Annotated in this window: 14 protein-coding genes; 3 read left to right on the top strand and 11 right to left on the bottom strand. The window is 70.8% G+C overall.

Features of this window, described 5'->3' with window-relative positions; translation table 11 throughout:
* Nucleotides 1-155 precede the first annotated feature (155 nt).
* Together QC818_RS11180 and QC818_RS11175 are read left to right on the top strand one after the other, a co-directional pair.
* Nucleotides 156-581, top strand: coding sequence for a universal stress protein (locus QC818_RS11180; protein ID WP_309652943.1), 426 nt, complete (start codon nucleotides 156-158; stop codon nucleotides 579-581).
* A 45-nt stretch (nucleotides 582-626) separates the two neighbouring features.
* Nucleotides 627-2,285, top strand: a complete 1,659-nt coding sequence (locus QC818_RS11175; protein WP_309652942.1) for a BCCT family transporter — start codon at nucleotides 627-629, stop codon at nucleotides 2,283-2,285.
* 280 nt (nucleotides 2,286-2,565) lie between these two features.
* On the opposite strand, the gene QC818_RS11170 is transcribed toward QC818_RS11175, so the two are convergent.
* The 11 genes from QC818_RS11170 to QC818_RS11120 all read right to left on the bottom strand — a co-directional run bounded on the left by QC818_RS11170 (nucleotide 2,566) and on the right by QC818_RS11120 (nucleotide 15,770).
* Nucleotides 2,566-3,864 carry an adenylosuccinate synthase gene (locus QC818_RS11170; protein ID WP_309652941.1) on the bottom strand — a complete coding sequence of 433 codons (1,299 nt, stop codon included), beginning with the start codon at nucleotides 3,862-3,864 and terminating at the stop codon, nucleotides 2,566-2,568.
* Between the two features lie 66 nt (nucleotides 3,865-3,930).
* Nucleotides 3,931-5,127, bottom strand: a complete 1,197-nt coding sequence (locus tag QC818_RS11165; RefSeq protein ID WP_309652940.1) for an ATP phosphoribosyltransferase regulatory subunit — start codon at nucleotides 5,125-5,127, stop codon at nucleotides 3,931-3,933.
* Between the two features lie 191 nt (nucleotides 5,128-5,318).
* Nucleotides 5,319-6,203 carry a protease modulator HflC gene (gene hflC / locus QC818_RS11160; protein WP_309653074.1) on the bottom strand — a complete coding sequence of 295 codons (885 nt, stop codon included), beginning with the start codon at nucleotides 6,201-6,203 and terminating at the stop codon, nucleotides 5,319-5,321.
* A 2-nt stretch (nucleotides 6,204-6,205) separates the two neighbouring features.
* Nucleotides 6,206-7,432 carry an FtsH protease activity modulator HflK gene (gene hflK, locus QC818_RS11155; RefSeq protein ID WP_309652939.1) on the bottom strand — a complete coding sequence of 409 codons (1,227 nt, stop codon included), beginning with the start codon at nucleotides 7,430-7,432 and terminating at the stop codon, nucleotides 6,206-6,208.
* A gap of 108 nt (nucleotides 7,433-7,540) precedes the next feature.
* A complete protein-coding gene (gene hflX / locus QC818_RS11150; RefSeq protein WP_309652938.1) occupies nucleotides 7,541-8,857 on the bottom strand; it encodes a ribosome rescue GTPase HflX in 1,317 nt (438 codons plus the stop codon).
* Between the two features lie 8 nt (nucleotides 8,858-8,865).
* Complete coding sequence (gene hfq, locus QC818_RS11145) at nucleotides 8,866-9,117, bottom strand: RNA chaperone Hfq (protein ID WP_309652937.1); 252 nt, start codon at nucleotides 9,115-9,117, stop codon at nucleotides 8,866-8,868.
* A 115-nt stretch (nucleotides 9,118-9,232) separates the two neighbouring features.
* Complete coding sequence (gene miaA, locus QC818_RS11140) at nucleotides 9,233-10,171, bottom strand: tRNA (adenosine(37)-N6)-dimethylallyltransferase MiaA (protein WP_309652936.1); 939 nt, start codon at nucleotides 10,169-10,171, stop codon at nucleotides 9,233-9,235.
* A 15-nt stretch (nucleotides 10,172-10,186) separates the two neighbouring features.
* Entirely contained in the window at nucleotides 10,187-12,145 is a 1,959-nt protein-coding gene (gene mutL, locus QC818_RS11135) for a DNA mismatch repair endonuclease MutL (RefSeq protein WP_309652935.1), read from the bottom strand.
* A 157-nt stretch (nucleotides 12,146-12,302) separates the two neighbouring features.
* Complete coding sequence (locus QC818_RS11130; RefSeq protein ID WP_309652934.1) at nucleotides 12,303-13,754, bottom strand: N-acetylmuramoyl-L-alanine amidase; 1,452 nt, start codon at nucleotides 13,752-13,754, stop codon at nucleotides 12,303-12,305.
* Nucleotides 13,751-14,251 carry a tRNA (adenosine(37)-N6)-threonylcarbamoyltransferase complex ATPase subunit type 1 TsaE gene (gene tsaE / locus QC818_RS11125; protein WP_309652933.1) on the bottom strand — a complete coding sequence of 167 codons (501 nt, stop codon included), beginning with the start codon at nucleotides 14,249-14,251 and terminating at the stop codon, nucleotides 13,751-13,753. The genes QC818_RS11130 and tsaE overlap by 4 nt, the downstream gene beginning before the upstream one ends.
* Nucleotides 14,232-15,770, bottom strand: coding sequence for an NAD(P)H-hydrate dehydratase (locus QC818_RS11120; protein ID WP_309652932.1), 1,539 nt, complete (start codon nucleotides 15,768-15,770; stop codon nucleotides 14,232-14,234). Before QC818_RS11120 ends, tsaE begins: the two co-directional genes overlap by 20 nt.
* A 101-nt stretch (nucleotides 15,771-15,871) precedes the next feature.
* On the opposite strand from QC818_RS11120, the gene queG reads away from it, so the two are divergent.
* On the top strand, nucleotides 15,872-16,975 hold the full coding sequence (queG, locus tag QC818_RS11115; protein ID WP_309652931.1) for a tRNA epoxyqueuosine(34) reductase QueG: 1,104 nt from the start codon (nucleotides 15,872-15,874) through the stop codon (nucleotides 16,973-16,975).
* The last annotated feature ends 116 nt before the right edge of the window (nucleotides 16,976-17,091 follow it).

Here is a 17,091-nt window from a genome sequence, read left to right as displayed (position 1 = left end):
CGACCCCTGGCGCCTCTGACCGCTACATGACACAGGGATGGTGTAGGGTGGGCGGCGCCGACCGAGGGAGCCGTTGAAAGCGCGGCTCCCGGAAACGCCGTCGAGCGGCCACACTAGTCTCATCACCCGACTCGCAACCCACAAGGAGTGCAGGCATGTTCAACAAGATCATGGTGCCGGTGGACCTGGCCCATATCGAGGTCATCGAGCCGTCGCTGAAGGTCGTCGCCGACCAGGCGCGGCACTACGATGCCGAGATCTGCTATGTCGCGGTCACCGCCAACACCCCCGGCAGCGTGGCGCGCACCCCGGAGGAATACCAGCAGAAGCTGGAGGCCTTCGCCCAGGAGCGCGCCAAGGTGCATGGCCAGCCGGTCAGCGCCCGCGTCATCACCAGCCCGGACCCCATCGCCGACCTCGACGACGTGCTGGTCGAGGCCATCGACGAGGTCGGGGCCGACCTGGTGATCATGCCCACGCATCCCCCGAAGCATCTGGATATCGTCATTCCTTCCCATGGCGGCAAGGTGGCCACCCATACCACGGCCTCGATCTTCCTGGTACGCCCCGGAAAGGACTGACGCCTCCAGCCACATCCTGAATCGACGTCGACAAGGAGAGATCCCGTGACGAACGACAACAAGGCGCAAGAGCCGGCCGTCGGGGAGGGCATTCCCGCCCCCGAAGGCCCGGCCAACCTCATCGATACCGATTACGTGATCGGCCAGGACAACATCACCGCCTCGCCGCTGGGCGTGAATGTGGACCTTCACGGGAAGGTGTTCACCGTCTCCTCGCTGGTGATCCTGTTCTTCGTGATCATCACCCTGGCCCTGCAGGATCAGGTGGAGCCGATCTTCAACGCCATCTTCGGCGTACTGACCGGCAACCTGTCCTGGTTCTTCCTGCTGGCCGCCAACATCTTCGTGGTGTTGGCCATCGCCTTGATCTTCACCCCGATGGGCAAGGTGAGGATCGGGGGCGCCCACGCCACCCCGGACTTCAGCTATGCCGGCTGGTTCGCGATGCTGTTCGCCGCGGGCATGGGCATCGGCCTGATGTTCTACGGCGTCTCCGAGCCGCTGACCCACTTCGGCACCGCCATGGGCGGCACCACCGTGGAAGACGGGGTGCGTACCGACTGGTCGCCGCTGGGCGCCGCCGCCGGCAACCAGGAAGGCGCCATCTCGCTGGGCATGGCCGCGACCATCTTCCACTGGGGGCTGCACCCCTGGGCGATCTACGCCATCGTCGCCCTGTCCCTGGCCCTGTTCTCGTTTAACAAGGGCCTGCCGCTGACCATGCGCTCGATCTTCTACCCCATCCTGGGCGAGCGCGTCTGGGGCTGGCCGGGCCATGTCATCGACATCCTGGCGGTCTTCGCCACCCTGTTCGGCTTGGCGACCTCGCTGGGCCTGGGCGCCTCCCAGGCCTCGGCAGGGCTGGGCTATCTGTTCGGCGTGCCCGACTCCAACACCACCATGGTGATCCTGATCATGGGGATCACCCTGGTGGCCCTGGGCTCGATCCTGCTGGGCGTGGACAAGGGCGTGCAGCGCCTCTCCCAGCTGAACATGGTCCTGGCCTTCCTGCTGCTGGTCTTCGTGATCTTCGTCGGCCCGACCCTGCTGATCGCCACCGGCTTCTTCGAGAACCTGGTGTCCTACGTGGTCCACCTGCCCGGCCTGTCCATGCCGTTCGGGCGCGAGGACGCCAACTTCAGCCAGGGCTGGACCGCCTTCTACTGGGCCTGGTGGATCTCCTGGTCGCCGTTCGTCGGCATGTTCATCGCCCGCGTCAGCCGCGGTCGTACCGTACGCGAGTTCCTGGTCGCCGTGTTGCTGGTGCCGTCCGTGGTCTCGGTGCTGTGGATGACCGCCTTCGGCGGCACCGCCATCGACCAGGTCATCAACGACGGCTTCCAGGGCGTCAAGGAGGCGGCCCTGGAGCTGCAGCTGTTCGTGATGCTCGGCCAGCTGCCGCTGACCGCCGTCACCTCCTTCGTCGGCATCGTGCTGGTGATGGTGTTCTTCATCACCTCCTCGGACTCCGGGTCCCTGGTGATCGACTCCATCACCGCCGGCGGCAAGGTGGACGCACCCAAGCCGCAGCGCGTGTTCTGGGCGTTGATCGAGGGCGCCATCGCCATCGCCCTGCTGCTGGGCGGCGGCCTGACCGCCCTGCAGACCGCGGTGATCACCACCGGCTTGCCGTTCACCCTGGTCCTGCTGGCGGCCTGCTACGCCATCGTCAAGGGCCTGATGAGCGAGCCCAGGAGCGTCTGAGACCGCCCGTACCGAGCCGGCCTGGCGCCGGCTCCCCGAGCGTGATCGCCCCGCCCCGTGCGGGGCGATCTTTTTTTGATTCCTCGCAGATCAGCGTGGAACCGGTGAAGTCGTGGGTACATTGCTTGCTGCTGGCGAGCCACTGAATACGCCGGGCGCCTGAGGCGCCATCGCGCAATGCATTGCGCTCCCACGACACCGATGGGGACCTGATGCTGATAAAAAACGCCGCCCGGGAGGACCCGGGCGGCGTTGCGGAGTGGCCTCGGCGCCGGCGCGCTCACGCCTCGGCGAAGGGATTGCGCAGCACGATGGTCTCGTTGCGATCCGGGCCGGTGGAGATGATGTCGATGGAGGTGCCCACCCGCTCCTCGAGGAAGGCGATGTAGGCACGGGCGTTGGCCGGCAGGTCTTCGACGCGCTTGACGCCCAGGGTGGACTCGGTCCAGCCGGGCAGGTCCTGATACACCGGCTCGATGGCCTCGTAGCCTTCGGAATCCACCGGGGTGTCGAGGACGTCGCCGTCCTTGCTGCGATAGCCCACGCAGACGCGGATGTTCTCCAGGCCGTCGAGCACGTCGAGCTTGGTCAGGCAGATGCCCGACACCGAGTTGATCTGCACGGCGTGGCGCAGGGCCACGGCATCGAACCAGCCGCAGCGCCGGGCGCGGCCTGTGGTGGCGCCGAACTCGTGGCCCTTCTCGGCCAGGTGGCGGCCGTGCTCGTCGAACAGCTCGGTCGGGAAGGGGCCGGAGCCGACCCGGGTGGTGTAGGCCTTGGTGATGCCCAGCACGTAGTCGAGGTACAGCGGCCCGACGCCGGAGCCGGTGGCGGTGCCGCCGGCGGTGGTGTTGGAGCTGGTCACGAAGGGGTAGGTGCCGTGATCGATGTCCAGCAGCGAGCCCTGGGCGCCCTCGAAGAGGATGTTGTCGCCGGCCTTGCGCACGTCATGGACCAGGCTCACGGTGTCGCAGACCATGTCGCGCAGCTCGTCGGCCATGCGCATGGCGTCGTCGAGGACCTCCTGGAAGTCCACCGCCGGCTCGCCGTGGTACTTGGTCAGCACGAAGTTGTGGTAGTCGAGCACCTCGCCGAGCTTGGAGGCGAAGCGCTCGCGGTGCAGCATGTCGCCCAGGCGCAGGCCGCGACGCGCGACCTTGTCCTCGTAGGCCGGGCCGATGCCGCGGCCGGTGGTGCCGATCTTGGCAACGCCGCGAGCCTTCTCCCGAGCCTGGTCGAGGCGCACGTGGTAGGGCAGGATCAGCGGGCAGGCCGGCGACAGGCGCAGGCGCTCGCGGACCGGCACGCCCTTGCCTTCCAGCTCGCGGATCTCCTCGATCAACGCCTCCGGCGACAGCACCACGCCGTTGCCGATGACGCAGGTCTTGTCGTCTCGCAGGATGCCCGAGGGGATCAGGTGCAGGACGGTCTTCTCGCCGTCGATCACCAGCGTATGGCCGGCGTTGTGCCCGCCCTGAAAGCGCACCACCGCGCCGGCGGACTCGGTCAGCAGGTCGACCACCTTGCCCTTGCCTTCGTCACCCCACTGGGTGCCCAGTACGACTACGTTCTTGCCCATAGTGCTCTCGTCTCTCGTTGCTGCGCCGCCGGTCTCGGGGCGGTGCCGGTATCGTGTCTGTCGACGTCAGGCCCGCTCGGAGGGCGACGCCAGGGAAACCACCTGCCAGCCGCCGTCGACGGGGACCAGGCGCCGCTGGCAGCGGTGCTCCTCGGGGCCGGTGCGCTGGCCCGGCAGCGCCTGGACCACGCGCTCGCCCTGCCGGCGCAGGGCATTCACCGCCTCCGCCAGGCCGTCGCCCTCGGCCGGGGCCCAGATGCCGTCGTGACGCGGCTCGCTGGGCACCAGGGTGGCCAGCTGCTTGAGCTCCAGGGAGAAGCCGGTGGCCGGCCGGGCGCGGCCGAAGGCGCGGCCGGTGTCGTCGTAGCGGCCGCCCTTGGCCAGCGCCTGGCCGTAGCCGGGCACGTAGGCGGCGAACATCATGCCGGTGTGGTACTGGTAGCCGCGCAGCTCGGCCAGGTCGAAGTAGAGCTCGACCTCGGGGTGCTCGGCGGTCACCCCGGCGTGCAGGGCCTGCAGCTGGTCCAGGGCCGCCCAGACCGCCTGGGGCGCCTCCTCGAAGGCCTCGCGAGCCTCGTCCAGCACCTCGGGGCCGCCGTGCAGCTCGCCCAGGGCGCGCAGCATCGCCGCCAGGGCGGGATCGTCGACGCTGGCGTCCACCCGGGCGGCCAGCTCGCCGGGCGACTTGAGCTCCAGGGCCTCGAAGATGGCCCGCTCCTGCTCGCGGCCGAGATCGGCGGCCTCCACCAGGCTACGGTAGATGCCGATGTGGCCCAGCGCCAGGTGCACCTCGCCGGCACCGGCGGCCTGCAGGCTGGTCAGCGCCAGGCGCAGGATCTCCAGGTCGGCCTCCAGGCCGGCATGCCCGAACAGTTCCACCCCGACCTGCACCGGGCTGCGTCCGCCCTGATGCGGGTCGGCCTTGGCGCGCAGCACATTGGTGCAGTAGCACAGCCGCACCGGGCCCTGGCGCTTCAGGGAGTGGGCGTCCATGCGCGCCACCTGGGGGGTGACGTCGGCGCTCACGCCCATCATGCGGCCGGTCTGCTGGTCGGTCAGCTTGAAGGTCTGCAGATCCAGCTCGGTGCCGATACCGGTGAGCAGGGAATCGAGGAACTCGGCGGGGGGCGGCATCACCTGGTCGTAGCCCCAGCGATGGTAGAGGTCGAGCAGCGCCCGGCGCAGCTCCTCCATGCGGCTGGCCTGGGGCGGCAGCACCTCGTCCATGCCGTCGGGCAACAGCCAGCGGTCAGCGATGGTCATGTCGTTCTTCCTGCAAGACGGTGATTGGGCCTTCGACAGGCCTCGCGGCGAGACGTGGCGGGGCGCCGGAGGATTGCCGGGGGAGTGGAGAGGCCACAAAAAAACCGGGCCACGCCCGGTTACAGGAGTCTATCACGTTTGGGGGCGGGATGAACCCCGGGACGGGGCGGCGGCGCCGCCCCGCCCGACCGTCACTCCCCGGTCTGGGGACGCGGCGACTTGAGGTACTGGAAGAAGTCGCTGGACGGGTCCAGCACCAGCATGTTGCCGTCGCCCTGGAAGCTCGAGCGATAGGCATTCAGGCTGCGCCAGAAGGAGAAGAACTCCTCGTCCTGGCCGTAGGCCTGGGAGAAGATCGCCGCCGCCTCGGCGTCGCCCTCGCCCCGCAGCGTCTCCGAGCGGGCACGGGCCTGGGCCAGCAGCACCTGGCGGCGCCGGTCGGCGTTGGCGCGGATGCGCTCGGCCTCTTCCTGGCCCTGGGCGCGCCACTCGCGGGCCTCCCGCTCGCGCTCGGAGCGCATGCGGTCGTAGACCGCCGAGGACACATCCTCGGGCAGGTCGATGCGCTTGACGCGGATGTCGAGGATGGCCACGCCGAGTTCTTCGCGCATCAGCTTGTCGAGTTCCTGGGTAGGCCCGGTCATCAGGTCATCGCGCCTCTCGGAGATGATCTGCGAGAGGTTCAGGCGGCCGAACTCGTTACGCAGGCTCTCGTCGACCCGCGGCTGGATCAGCCGCACCGCCTGCAGCTCGTCCCCGGCCGTGGCCTCGTAGTAGCGGGTGGGGTTGATCACCTGCCACTGGACATAGGAGTCGACGATCACCGCCTTCTGCTCCAGGGTCAGGTAGCGGCTGGGATCGGTGTCCAGGGTCAGCACCCGGGTGTCGAACTTGCGGATGGTCTGGGTGATCGGGATCTTGAAGTGCAACCCGGGCTGGATGTTCTCCTCGACCACCTCGCCGAAGCGCAGCTTCACCGCGCGCTCGGTCTCGTCCACCACGTAGAGGCTGTTGCTGGCCAGCCAGGCCACGGCGGCCAGGCCGCCGACGATGAGCAGGGATCGATTATTGATCATCATTAACGGCCCTCCCTGCGGATTCCGTTGCTGCTGGCATTGCTGTTGCGGCTATCGCTGTCGGACTGGCTCGAACGCAGGCGCTCGAGCAGCCCCGGGTCCAGCGATTCCCCATCGTCGCCCTGGCTGGCCGCGCCGGTGGTACCGCGACTCAGGCGGTCCATGGGCAGCACCATCAGCGGCGCCTCGCTGTCGACGTCGACCATCACCTTGGCGGTGTCGCCGTAGACGTCGGACAGGGCGTCGAGGTAGAGGCGCTCGCGCATGATCGCCGGGGCATCCTGATACTGGGTCAGCAGGGCATTGAAGCGGTTGGCCTGGCCGCGGGCCTCGGCCACCACGGACTCGCGATAGCCCTGGCCCTGCTCGACGAGCCGCTGGGCCTGGCCCTGGGCGGCCGGGATCACGGCGTTGGCGTAGGCCATGGCCTGGTTGATGGTGCGCTGGCGATCCTCGCGGGCGCGGATGACGTCGTCGAAGGCGTCCTGCACCGGATCGGGCGGCGCGGTGGACTCGACGTTGAGCGTCTGCAGGCGGATGCCGGTGCCGTAGCTGTCCAGGTAGGACTGCAGGCGGCTGGCCACCGCGGTGCCGAGGATCTCGCGGCCGGAGGTCAGGATGTCGATCATGTCGGTGCCGCCGACCACGTGTCGCAGGGCCGAGTCCAGCGCATTCTCGAGGCTAAGCCCCGGGTCACGGACGTTGAGCACGTAGCCGCGAGGATCGGCGACCTGGTACTGGGCCGACATCTCGACGGAGACGATGTTCTCGTCCTGGGTGAGCATCGACTGGGTCTGGGTGATCGAGCGGACCCGGGTCACGTTGACCATGCGCACGTCATCGATCAGCGGCGGGTTCCACTGCAAGCCGGGGGTGACCACCTCCTGGAACTTGCCGAAGCGCAGCACCACGCCGCGCTCGGACTGGTCGACCAGGTAGAAGCCGGAGGCCGCCCAGATGGCCAGCGCCACGATCAGCAGCAGCCCCGGGAGGGCGAAGGCGTTGCGCGGCTTGCCGCCACCTCCACCGCCGCCGCCACGGCCGCCGCGCTTGCCGCGGCCGCCCAGCATGCTGTTGAGCTTGTCCTGAAACTTCTTCAGGGCCTCGTCGAGGTCGGGCGGCCCCTGATTGCCGCCGCCGCGGTTGCCACCGCCGCCATTGCCGCCACGGCGCCCTCCCCCGCTCCAGGGGTCGTGCTGGTTGCCGCCACCGGGCTCATTCCAGGCCATACGTCGTCTCCACTCTGCGTTGCGTTCCGCCGCGCCACCGGGCGACGGGCATCGGTTGCGATCCTTGTGGTGCCGGCCGGGACGAGCCCGCCGGCACCCGAAGGCGACTCATTGTTCCCAAAGGGGGCGCTCCTGCAGGGCCTCCGGCAGGTAGTCGTCGGCGCGCTCGCCGAGCCGGGCCATCAGCTGCAGGAAGTCGCGCCGGGGCAGGCGCACCTCCAGCAGGGTGCGGCCCGCCTCGTCGAAGCGCTCCTGGCGCACCGCCCCGAGCTCGTGCAGGCCGGCCCGCAGCTTGCCCTGCTGCGGCTCGAGGGTGACGTCGAAGTCGATGATGTCATCGGCCAGGCACTCGGACAGCGCCTGCTCGAACAACGCCAGCCCCTTGCCGTCCCGGGCCGACAGCCAGACCGTCTCGGGGCGGCCGTTGGCGTCGCGCTCGATGCGCGGCGCGCTGTCGAACAGGTCGATCTTGTTCATCACCTTGAGCGTCGGCACCTCCAGGGCGCCGATCTCGTCCAGCACGCCTTCCACCTGGCCCACGTTGAGCTCGCGGTCCGGGTCGGCGGCGTCGATCACGTGCACCAGCAGGCTGGCCTCCGCGGCCTCCTGGAGGGTGGCCTGGAAGGCCTCCACCAACTTGTGCGGCAGGTGCCGGATGAAGCCCACGGTGTCGGCCAGCACCACCGGCCCCACGTCCTCGACCTCCAGGCGCCGCAGCGTCGGGTCGAGGGTAGCGAACAGCTGGTCGGCCGCATAGACCCGGGAGGCGGTCAGGGCGTTGAACAGCGTGGACTTGCCGGCGTTGGTGTAGCCGACCAGGGACACGCTGGGGATCTCGGCCCGGGAGCGGGCACGACGATTCTGGTCGCGCTGGCTGCGCACCTTGTCCAGGCGCTTGTGGATCGCCTTGATGCGGCCGCGCAGCAGGCGACGGTCGGTCTCGAGCTGGGTCTCGCCGGGCCCGCGCAGACCGATGCCGCCCTTCTGGCGCTCCAGGTGGGTCCAGCCGCGCACCAGGCGGGTCGACATGTACTCCAGCTGGGCCAGCTCGACCTGCAGCTTGCCCTCGTGGGTCCGCGCCCGCTGGGCGAAGATGTCGAGGATCAGCCCGGTGCGGTCGAGCACCCGGCACTTGAGCGACTGCTCGAGGTTGCGCTCCTGGGAGGGGCTGAGCGCGTGGTTGAAGATCACCAGTTCGGCCCGGTGCGTCTGCAGCGCCTCGCGCAGTTCCTCGACCTTGCCCGCCCCGATGAAGGCACGGGGATCGGGACGACTGCGCGAGCCGGTCAGCAGGGTGGCCGGCTCCGCGCCGGCCGAGCGCACCAGCTCGAGGAACTCGCCGGCATCCTCGCGCTCCTGCTCGTCCTGGAAGTCCACATGGACGAGAACCGCCGTTTCACCGGCGTCGGGACGTTCGAAAAACAATCAGTACCTCACGCGTTGCTCTCGGACTGCGCGCCGGCATCCGGGGCCGGCAGGCGCACGTTGCGCGACGGCACCACCGTGGAGATGGCGTGCTTGTAGACCATCTGGCTGACCGTGTTGCGCAGCAGGATGACGAACTGGTCGAAGGACTCGATCTGGCCCTGCAGCTTGATGCCGTTCACCAGGAAGATCGATACCGGAATGCGCTCCTTGCGCAGGATGTTCAGGTACGGATCTTGAAGGGACTGCCCTTTGGACATGTTGCTCTCCCTGAGTTGTCTCAGATGTTGATCTTGATGTGCTCGTCCCACTCCGGGACGACACGGGTTGACCGACGGGCGCGATCGAACGGCCACTCGAAACGACCATCTTACGCTAAGTCCCGAATTCGCGCACGAGTTTCAGGACCTCGCCGAGCGGGTCGTCGCCCAGGCTGTCGACCCAGTGCAGCTCGGGCCAGCCGCGCATCCAGGTCAGCTGGCGCTTGGCCAGCTGGCGGGTGGCGACGATGCCGCGGTGGCGCAGCGTGGCGCGGTCGATCTCGCCCTCCAGATGCGCCCAGGCCTGGCGATAGCCCACGCTCTTCATGGCCGGCAGCTCCGCGCTCAGGTCGCCGCGCTCGCGCAGCGCGGCGACCTCGTCGAGGAAGCCGGCCTCGAGCATGGCGTCGAAGCGCGCGGCGATGCGTTCGTGCAGCACGCCCCGGTCGGCCGGCGCGAGCCCTATCGACAGCGTGCGCCAGGGAAAGGTTTCCGGACGCTGCTCGTTCCACAGCTCGGTGAGCGAACGCCCGCTGACGCGATACACCTCCAGGGCCCGCATCAGCCGCTGGGGGTCGTTGGGATGAATGCGCCCGGCGGCGGTCGGATCGACCCGGGCGAGCTCGGCATGCAGGGCGCCGAGGCCCCGGCGGGCGGCCTCGCGCTCCAGCTCGGCGCGCACCTCGGGAGCCGCCGGCGGCAGGTTGGCCTCGCCCGCCACCAGGCGCTGGTAGTACATCATGGTGCCGCCGACCAGCAGCGGCACCCCGCCAGCATCGGTGATGGCGGCCATCTCGCGGCGCGCGTCCCGGCGGAAGTCGGCCGCGGAGTAGGGGTCGGCGGGGTCGCGGATATCGATCAGCCGGTGCGGGGCCCGCGCCCGCTCCTCGGGGGACGGCTTGGCGCTGCCGATATCCAGCCCGCGATAGACCATCGCCGAATCCACGCTGATCAGCTCGCAGCCCAGGCGCTCGTGCAGGGCGATGGCCAGGTCGGTCTTGCCGGCCGCGGTGGGGCCGATCAGGAAGATCGCCGGGGGGCGGGTGTCGCTCATGCTCATCGTCGTCGTTTACTGGCCGCGCAGGAAGAGGCGGTCCAACTCCTTCATGCCGAGTTCGGTCCAGGTGGGCCGGCCGTGGTTGCACTGGCCGCTGCGCTCGGTGACCTCCATGTCGCGCAGCAGGGCGTTCATCTCCTCCACCGTCAGCTGGCGGTTGGCGCGCACGCTGCCGTGACAGGCCATGGTCGACAGCAGCTCGTTGATATGGGCCTCGAGGCGGTCCGAGCGGCCGTAGCGCTCCAGGTCGCCCAGCATGTCGCGGACCAGCGGCTCGACGTCGGCATCCACCAGCAGCGCCGGAACCTGGCGCACCAGCAGCGTCTCGGGGCCGGCCACGTCGAGCTCGACGCCGAGGCGGGCGAAGGCGTCGCGCTCGGCCTCAGCGGTGGCCACCTCGGCGGCGCTGGCGGCCAGCGACACCGGCACCAGCAGCGGCTGGGCCTCCAGGGCCCCGCCGTGCACCTGGGCCTTCATGCGCTCGTAGACGATGCGCTCGTGGGCGGCGTGCATGTCCACCACCACCAGGCCACGCTCGGTCTGCGAGAGGATATAGACACCGTGCAGCTGAGCCACCGCATAGCCCAGCGGCGGCGCCTTGGTGGCGTCCGCCTCGGGCATCGCCGGCCGCGGCGCGACGCCGGCGCCCGCCTCGTCCCGTCGCTCGTCCAGCGCCACGTCGGCGGCGGTGCCGCCGGCCCCGGGCGCGGCGGGCTGGGGCGTCAGCAGGCTCTCCTCGTGCTCCGGGTGCAGGGCCCGATAGCCCTCCATGAAGGCCCGCACCCGGTCCGGCGTGACCTTCTGCTCCCCGCTCTCCTCGCGCCCATGCAGCGCCATGGGCTGCTGCCGCCAGGCCGGCTCCGGCGCGGCCTCGCGCACCTCGCCGCCGGCCGGCTCGGGCGACGGCGTCTCGCTGCCCGACTCGCCGCCTTCCTCCGCGCCGGCGCTCGCCCCGGCCCGGGCCTCGCCCAGCGCCCGGTGCAGGCTGGAGAACAGGAAGTCGTGAACCATCCGGCCGTCGCGGAAGCGCACCTCGTGCTTGGTGGGATGGACGTTGACGTCGACCACCGTGGGGTCCACCTCCAGGTAGAGCACGAACACCGGATGGCGACCGTGGAACAGCACGTCGCGATAGGCCTGGCGGATGGCATGCGCCACCAGGCGGTCGCGCACCACCCGGCCGTTGACGAAGAAGTACTGCTGGTCGGCCTGGGCCCGGGAGTGGGTGGGCAGCCCCACCCAGCCCCACAGCCGCAGCCCGCCGGTCTCGATATCCAGGTGCAGGGCGTTCTCCAGGAAGGCGCGGCCGAGCAGCGCCTGGAGGCGTCGCTCGTGGCCCACCAGGTCGCCGCCGGGGCGCAGCTGGTGGATGGTCTTCTGGTTGTGGCGCAGCACCCAGCCGACGTCGAGCCGCGACAGCGCCTGGCGCCGGAAGGCCTCCTCCACGTGGCCGAACTCGGTCTTCTCGGTGCGCAGGAACTTGCGCCGGGCCGGGGTGTTGAAGAACAGGTCGCGCACCGTCACCGAGGTGCCGCGGGGGTGCGGCGAGGGCGTGACCCGGGGCTCCATGCGCCGCCCCTCGACCACCACGCGCCAGCCGCCGGTGGGGTCGTCGTGGGTGTTGGAGACCAGCTCCAGGCGCGACACCGAGCTGATCGAGGCCAGGGCCTCGCCGCGAAAGCCCAGGCTGGCCACGCCCTCCAGGTCGTCCAGCGAGGCGATCTTGCTGGTGGCGTGGCGCGACAGGGCCAGCGGCAGGTCGTCCTCGCCGATCCCGCGGCCGTCGTCGCGGACCCGGATCAGCCGCGCGCCGCCGGACTCCAGCTCCACCTCGACCCGGCTCGCGCCGGCGTCGATGGCGTTCTCGACGAGTTCCTTGACCACCGAGGCCGGTCGCTCCACCACCTCGCCGGCGGCGATCTGGTTGGCCAGTCGGGGGTCGAGAACCTGGATGCGTTGGCTGTCTGTCATATCACTCCTCAAGGACGCTACGGGCTACGGGCCGCGAGCTGCGAGCGTTTGCCAACCAGCCCGATACGACGGAGACGGCCCGAAGCCCGAAGCCCGAAGCCCGAAGCCCCATTCTTCCAGCTTCCAGGCGCGCAGCGCCGCTCTTCAGGCTTCCAGCTTATGAACGGGGTATCCGCAGCACCTGCCCGACCCGGATGACGTCGCCGCTGAGCTCGTTGGCCTGGCGCAGCTGGGCCACCGGCACCCCATGGCGGGCGGCGATCTCGGAGAGGGTGTCGCCGGGCTGGATGCGGTACTCGTTGCCGGCGGTGTCGCGACCCTGGTCGCGCCGCCAGGCCAGCAGGCTGGCCGGCGGCGGGTTGCGCCGGAAATGCGCGCGGATGCCGCCGAAGACCGCGTCCATCATCCGCTCCTGATAGCCGGCGTCGAGCAGCCGGCGCTCCTCGTCGGGATTGGAGATGAAGCCGGTCTCCACCAGCAGCGAGGGGATGTCCGGCGACTTGAGCACCACGAAGCCGGCCTGCTCGACCCGCGACTTGTGCAGGTCGTTGACCCGCCCCAGGCGGTCGAGCACCTGGCCGCCGATGGTCAGGGAATCGTTGAGGGTCGCGGTCATGGTCAGGTCGAGCAGCACGCCGCGCAGCACCTCGTCCTTGTCGTCCAGGGAGAGGTTGCCGTCCACGCCGCCGATCAGGTCCGCGCGGTTCTCGGTGGCGGCGAGCCACTGGGCGGTCTCCGAGGTGGCGCCGCTCTGCGACAGCGCATAGACCGAGCTGCCGTGGGGGCGCGGACTGCGGAAGGCGTCGGCGTGGATGGAGACGAAGAAGTCGGCCTTCTGCTCCCGGGCGATGCGGGTGCGCTGGCGCAGCCCCACGTAGTAGTCGCCGTCGCGGATCATCACCGCCTTGAAGCCCTCGGCGGCATCGATCTTGCGGGCCAGGCGCTCGGCCATTTCCAGCACCACGTCCTTCTCGCGGGTGCCGGAGGGCCCCATGGCCCCCGGATCCTCGCCGCCGTGGCCGGCGTCCACGGCGATGATGATGTCGCGCTTGGGATGCGGCCGCGCGGGCTCGAGCGCCGGGGTCGCGGCGTCGGGATCGCGGCCCTCGGCGACGGCCTCGGCCTGGGCCCGGTCGGCGGCGATCTCCTGTTCGCGGATCATCGCCTCGATGGGATCGATGGGATCCTCCACGGCGCTCTCGCCGGGATACTCCAGGTCCACCACCAGGCGGTGGCCGTACTGCTCGTTGGGGGCCAGGGTGAAGTGGCGCGGCTCGATCGCCCGGGACAGCTCCAGCACCACCCGCAGGTCGTCGCCGTCGCGGATGCCGGTGCGTACCTCGCGGATGGCGCTGCCCGACAGGTCGAGCCGGGCCACGTCGGCCTGCAGGCGCGTGTCCTCGAGGTCGATGACCAGCCTACGCGGGTCCTCCAGGCCGAACACCTCGGCCGAGGCCGGCGAGGACAGGTCGAACACCAGCCGCGCGTGGTCCGGCGCCGCCCACAGGCGCAGGTTGTCGACGCTGGCGGCGCCGGCCCAGGCCGGCACCAGCAGGGCCAGCGACAACAGGCCGCCGAGCAGGCGACGGGGCAGCACTCCCTTGCTCATGAGGCGCGTTCATCCTCCTCGAGCCACTGGCCGGCCAGTTCCGGCGCCTCGGCGAGCCGCTCGATCACCCGGCGCCCGCGGTCGCCGCCGGCGGTCAGGGTGGCGCGGCGGCCCTCCCCCGCCAGGCGCAGGTGCACCACCAGGTCCGGGGCCGGCAGCCAGCCCTCGCCGCGGGCCGGCCACTCGATCACGCACAGGGCATCGTCGGCCAGCAGGTCGCGGCCGCCGATGAACTCCAGCTCCTCGGGGTCGCCCAGGCGGTAGAGGTCGAAGTGATGGACCCGGACGCCCTCGAGCGCGTAGGGTTCCACCAGGGTATAGGTGGGGCTCTTCACCGCCCCGAGATGGCCGTAGGCGCGCAGGATGCCCCGGGTCAGGGTGGTCTTGCCGGCGCCCAGCTCCCCCTCCAGGTAGAGGCGTCCCCGCCCCTCGAGGGCCCGCCCCAGGGCCTCGCCGAAGGCCACCTGGCGGGCTTCGTCATCGAGTCGCAGCTGCATCGTCTTCGCCCATCGTCGGGTTGACCAGAATTCGCGCACAGGATGCCAGATCGCCGGCCAGCAGGCCACGCTCGCCGGCCGCGGCGGCGGCCCCGTCGGCGGCCAGGGCGTGCACCAGCACGCCGACCCGGGCGGCCGCTTCCGGGGCCAGCCCCTGGGCCCGCAGGGCGCCCAGGATGCCGGACAGCGCATCGCCCATGCCGCCGCTGGCCATGCCGGGATTGCCGTAGGGGCAGACCGCCAGCCCCGAGGGGCCGGCCACCAGGCTGCCGGCGCCCTTGAGCACCACCACGCCGCCGTAGCGACGCCGCAGCTCGGCCGCCGCCGCGGGGCGGTCGGCCTCGACCTCGGCGGCGCCGATACCCAGCAGGCGCCCCGCCTCGCCGGGATGCGGGGTCAGCAGCCAGTCGTCGCGTCGCTCGCCGGCGAAGCGCGCCGCCAGCAGGTTCAGGCCATCGGCGTCGATCACCAGCGGCCGGCCGGCCTCGAGGGCGGCCTGCAGCATGGCCTGCCCCCAGCTGCCCTGCCCCAGGCCCGGCCCCACCACCAGCACATCGGCCTGCGCCGGCAGCTCACCGAGGTCGGCGGCGCCGCGCACCCCGTGCACCATCACCTCGGGGCGGCGCACCAGGCTCGCCGTGACGTGCTCGGGGGCGGTGGCCAGGCTCACCTTGCCGGCGCCGAGCCGCGCGCAGTGCTCGGCGGCCAGCAGCGCCGCGCCGCCGAAGCCCGGCGCCCCGCCGAGCACCAGGGCATGGCCGGCGTCGCCCTTGTGGGCGTCCCGGGGACGCGGCGGCAGCGCCGCGGCGATCATCGAGCGGTGCAACAGCTCGGCGGCGGGCGCCACGCCCGCCGTCGCCGCCTCGGGGGCGTCGAGGTCACGGAAGACCACCGGCCCGGTCAGCGCCGGGGCCCGGCCGGTGTGCAGCCCCAGCTTGTCGCCGATGAAGGTGACGGTCCGCGCGGCCCTCACCGCCACGCCGAGCTCGGCGCCGGTATCGGCATGGACCCCGGAGGGAATGTCGATGGCCAGCACCGGCCGGCCGCAGGCATTGATCGCGGCGATGGCCTCGCGGAAGTCGCCACGCACGTCCCCGGACAGGCCGGTGCCGAGCAGCGCGTCCACCAGCACCTCGCCGGTGAGCGCCAGCCCGGACCGCCAGGGCACCAGCTCGACCCCGGCCGCGGTGGCCATGTCGGCGGCTCGTCGGGCATCCCCCGAGAGCGCCTCGACGGGCTTCAGGGCCACGCGCTGGACCTCGAGCCCCTCGGCGGCGGCCAGCGCGGCCAGCACATGGCCGTCGCCGCCGTTGTTGCCGGCGCCGCACAGCACGCTCAGCCGGCGCGCCTCGGGCCAGGCCCGGCGCAGTTCCCGCCAGGCCGAGGCCGCGGCCCGCTGCATCAGGGCGAAGCCCTCGATGCCGGCGGCGATGGTACGACGATCCAGCTCCCGGACCTGGTCGGCGCGATACAGCGCCCGGCCCGGGGCGACGCGGGTGGACTGGGACGAGCCCGCCATGCGCTGTCTCCCTTGAACGCGATGCTTTACCATGGAGTGTGTCGTTTCTCCCGCCGCCCGCCAAGCGTCGCGGCCGCTTTCCCCACGGTGTTTCCCGAATCATGACCCAGCCGTCCCCGCAGGGCGACGCCCCCGACCTCGACCATCTGGCCATGCTCATCAAGACCTGGGGCCGCGAACTCGGCTTCCAGCAGGTGGGCATCACCGACGTCGACCTGGCCGAGGACGAGGCCCGTCTGCAGCGCTGGCTCGACGCCGGCCACCACGGCGAGATGGGCTTCATGGCCAAGCACGGCACCAAGCGCACCCGGCCCGAGGAACTGGTACCCGGCACGCTGCGAGTGATCAGCGTGCGCCTGGACTACCTGCCCCCCGAGGTGGAGACGACGAAGATGCTGGCCCGGCCGGAGAAGGCCTACGTCTCCCGCTATGCCACCGGCCGCGACTACCACAAGCTGATGCGCAAGCGCCTGGCGACCCTGGCCAAGCAGATCCAGGCCGAGATCGGCCCCTTCGGCTACCGGGCCTTCGTCGACTCCGCCCCGGTGATGGAGCGAGCCCTGGCCCGCAAGGCCGGGCTCGGCTGGTTCGGCAAGAACGCCATGCTGCTCAACCCCAAGGCCGGCTCGATGTTCTTCCTCGGCGAGCTCTACACCGACCTGCCGCTGCCGGTCGACGAACCCTTCGAGACCGAGCACTGCGGCCGCTGCAGCGCCTGCCGCACCGCCTGCCCCACCGACGCCATCGTCGAGGACAGGGTCGTCGACGCCCGGCGCTGCATCTCCTACCTGACCATCGAGCTCCACGGCGCCATCCCCGAGGAATTCCGCGCCGCCATGGGCAACCGGGTGTTCGGCTGCGACGACTGCCAGCTGGTCTGCCCCTTCACCCGCTTCACCCGCGCCAGCCGGGAGCCCGACTTCGCGCCCCGCCACGACCTGGACCGGGTCGATCTCACGGCGCTGTTCGCCTGGAGCGAGGAGGAGTTCCTGGACAAGACCGCCGGCAGCCCGATCCGGCGCATCGGCTACGAGCGCTGGCTGCGCAACCTGGCGGTGGGACTCGGCAACGCCCCCTGGAGCGAGGCGGTGGAGGCCGCGCTGCGCGCCCGGCTGCCCTACCCCTCGGACCTGGTCCGCGAGCACGTGCGCTGGGCGCTGGCGCGGCAGAAGGAGAAGCGACAGCGGCTGATCGCCGCCAGCTGAAAGCTGGAAGCTGGAAGCTCGAAGCTCGAAGCTCGAAGCTCGAAGCTCGAAGCTCGAAGCTCGAAGCTCGAAGCTCGAAGCTCGAAGCTCGAAGCTCGAAGCTCGAAGCTCGAAGC

This window comes from Halomonas koreensis (assembly GCF_031451675.1).
GTDB lineage: Bacteria > Pseudomonadota > Gammaproteobacteria > Pseudomonadales > Halomonadaceae > Halomonas > Halomonas koreensis.
Note: the sequence above shows the minus strand (reverse complement) of the source record. Positions and strands in the feature narration are given on the sequence as shown.